General features: G+C 62.7%; 2 protein-coding genes. Both read right to left on the bottom strand.

What is annotated here, in order from left to right; translation table 11 throughout:
• The coding region (locus tag QZT63_RS12800; RefSeq protein WP_290651754.1) for a hypothetical protein at positions 1–1524 on the bottom strand (1524 nt) is incomplete at its 3' end.
• Between the two features lie 402 nt (positions 1525–1926).
• Positions 1927–2973 (bottom strand): glycosyltransferase, encoded by a 1047-nt coding sequence (locus QZT63_RS12795; protein WP_290651753.1) that lies wholly within the window; start codon positions 2971–2973, stop codon positions 1927–1929.
• Between the last annotated feature and the right edge of the window lie 45 nt (positions 2974–3018).

Raw genomic sequence — 3018 nt, 5'->3', positions numbered from 1 at the left:
TTTGTCGTAGTGGACGGCGGCCGCCGTTCGCGCGAGAGAGCCTGCCCCCAGGATGACGGGGGCGCAGACAAAGACCACTGCGGCAATGGCAGCGAGCAGGCGTTGGTGGGGCCGCGACTGTGCTGCGTACAAAACAACAGCAAAGATGGCGCCAAGCAGAATAAAGCTCCAGCCGAGATACCACGCCTGCGAGGCGATGGCCCCGGACGGAAACCCTTGGCTGAACAGCTCCAGCGACCTCAGACTGAGAAAGACGGCGGCGGCGGTCAGCGTCATTCCGGCCGCCCCCAGCACCCATCCATTCATGCGTTCAGCCAGCGGCCGGGCCAGGCGCAACAGCACGTGTAAGGCGATCGTGGCGAACAGGGGCAATATCCACAGCATCGGATAGCTATAGCGCGGCAACGGCCGGCCGTAGACGAAATGTGCCGCGGTGTACAGCAGGAAGAAGCACACCACGCCCAGGGCGAGCGATGGGTCACGACGAAAGGCGGCATACACGCCGAGCGACCACGCAAGGGCGATAAACAGCACATGCATCGCGCTCGGCATCGGGACGGGGGACTGCATGTTCGATACAACGTCCCCTAACGGCGCCCGCACCACCTCATCAATATACTGGTTGCCACCAGCCGGTAATAGCATGCTCAGGGCGAACCAGATCAGAAAGGGAAGCCCGGCCAGGGTGCATTTCAGGCCGATCGCGAACCACTGCCGCGGTGCGCGAAAGCATTCGACGACGAAGACGACCGCGAGCAGCGCAGCCATCTCGTAGCGGGCCAGCGCGCACAGGCCCGCGAATACGTAGGCCCACCCAGAGCGACGGGCCAATGCCAGAAATGTGGCCAGGGAGAAGAAGCCGATCGCCGGCTCCAGCATCGGCTGGTGAGCGCTGACCGTGAACTGCGGGGCGGCGAGCAGGAGCAGCACAGGGATGAATGCCAAGGCGCTGCCGAGAAAGACCCGGGCAAGGAAGTAGAGCAGTGCGAGACTGCCGAGCGAGAGGACAATATTCAGTACCGAAATGGCATGAAGGTAAATGTTTTCTTCGACGGGCAAGAACAGGGCGAACGGCACCATCAGGATTGGCACCAACGGCATTTGCCTGAGGTCATCAGGCATCTTACCGCTCATCAGTTGCGCGGCCATCTCCTGTATGCGAAAGAAGTCGGAATTGGGCAGAATGTACGGCTGATAGTGAACGCCCCAGTAGACCCCCGCGAGCAGGAGAAAGATTCCGAGGAGCATCCATTGGGGAGGCGTCTCCTTGGGCGTTGCAAAGATATCGCCGAAGAAGTTGCGGCTCCAAACCCAATGCCGCTCCGCCCATGAGCGGCGCATCACACCCGACACCATTTTCGTCTTGCTCCTTGGGTTTCGCGTCGGCAAAGCCACACCAATGCCAGTCACGCAAACGGTGGCTAATCCAGCTTCTTTACCAACAACTTCCCTGTTCCCCAGGCTCGCCATACCCTGGCGCGCGGAGCTCCCGTTGACCCGGCACCACGGCATGCCTTCCGCCACTCGCCTGCAGATGGCGGCATCGGCATTTTCGCACTGGTGGCCCGCGCACCACGAGCGAACCCTAACCGCCCACAGCTCGATTGTATGTACGGTATCGTACAAACTACCCGGGCCCGGAGCAGCCAATGCCATTAGTTAAATCAACCGCGCCCAGGGGTGCACCGCCGCAACATCACTCGTGCGCCTGCGGCGCCATTTCATCGACGGCGGGTTACGCTACGCTAACCCGCCCTACGAGTATGGCGTGCAGCCATGCCATGGCACTTGGGCCGATCGAAGGGCGTAGGGTGCCATTAGCGACAGCGTAATGCACCGTCAAATCAACCGCGCCGCAGGCGCACAGGCGCGGCATGAGTCGTGCGCCTGCGGTGGCTGTGGTATCTCGCCGCCGGCCCCGGGGACTCATACCCCTGCCCCGGTCGTCGAGCGCGCGGGCGCCGCCTGCGGCTGCTCTTGCCCGGGAAGGTCCTGGCGCGGCACCTCCGCCAGGGGTTCTCCTTGCTCGATGACGGCCTCAATGGCGTATTCGTCCATCTGCCGTGCATTGACATAGATGATCAGCTCCCCGATCAGGCCCATGGAGAAGATCTGCGCCCCGATGACCACAAGCAGTGCCGCCAGCAGCAATGCCGGACGATCCGCCAACGGAACCTCCATGAACAGGCGCTGGAACACCAGATACGCCATATACAGCCCACCGAACCCGGCCGTGGCAGAGCCGATGAGCCCATAGAAGCGCATCGGCCGTCGCGTGAACTTGGTGATAAAAAACACCGTCAGGAGGTCAATCAGCCGACGGAACACGGTGCCCAGCGGGTAAATGCGACGAAAGCGCTCCGAACTGGACTGCGGCAGGGCAATCTCCAGGACACGGAAGCCGTAATTCAACGCAAGAATAGGGAGAAACCGGTGCTGGTCCCCGTACAACATGACCTCATCGACAACGCGCCGGCGCAGCGCGCGCACATTGCAGCCCAAGTCGTGGAATTGCGTTCGTGTGAGAAACCGGGCCAGCCCGGCGAAGGCTCGAGTCTGCAGGCGGTTGAACCCTGAATCTGTCCGCGGCGAGCGACGGGCGACCACCATGTCGGCGTTTGCCAGCCCGTCTATGAGCCGCGGGAGGTCGTCGACGACCACCTGATGAAAGGCGGGAAGCGTGACGATGATGTCGCCGCGCGCGTAGCGAAACGCGGCGGACAACGCCGCAGCCTCGCCGAAGGTACGATTGAGCTGGATAATGCGCACAGGCTCGCCTTCCTGCTGCAGACGTCTGAGCGCCGCGCGGACCTCCGGCAATGGGCCGTCGAGGACATAGATGAACTCAACCGGTCTGCTCTGGCGCGCCAGCCCCTCCCGGTATGCCTGATAGAGCGCCTCCGGCGCATCGTATCGGCCGGACACCGCGATTACGGCGGTAATGGTCTGCGACCTCTCCGTGGCGTCAGTCATGGTGCCTCCCTCGCATGCGGTGGCCGTTGGGTGTCCGGGGTTTCC

Origin of the sequence: Aquisalimonas sp. (assembly GCF_007120195.1) — a bacterium.
In the GTDB taxonomy this organism is placed as follows: Bacteria; Pseudomonadota; Gammaproteobacteria; order Nitrococcales; family Aquisalimonadaceae; genus Aquisalimonas.
The sequence above is the reverse complement of the archived record's forward strand: the minus strand, read 5'-3'. Positions and strand labels throughout refer to the sequence as shown.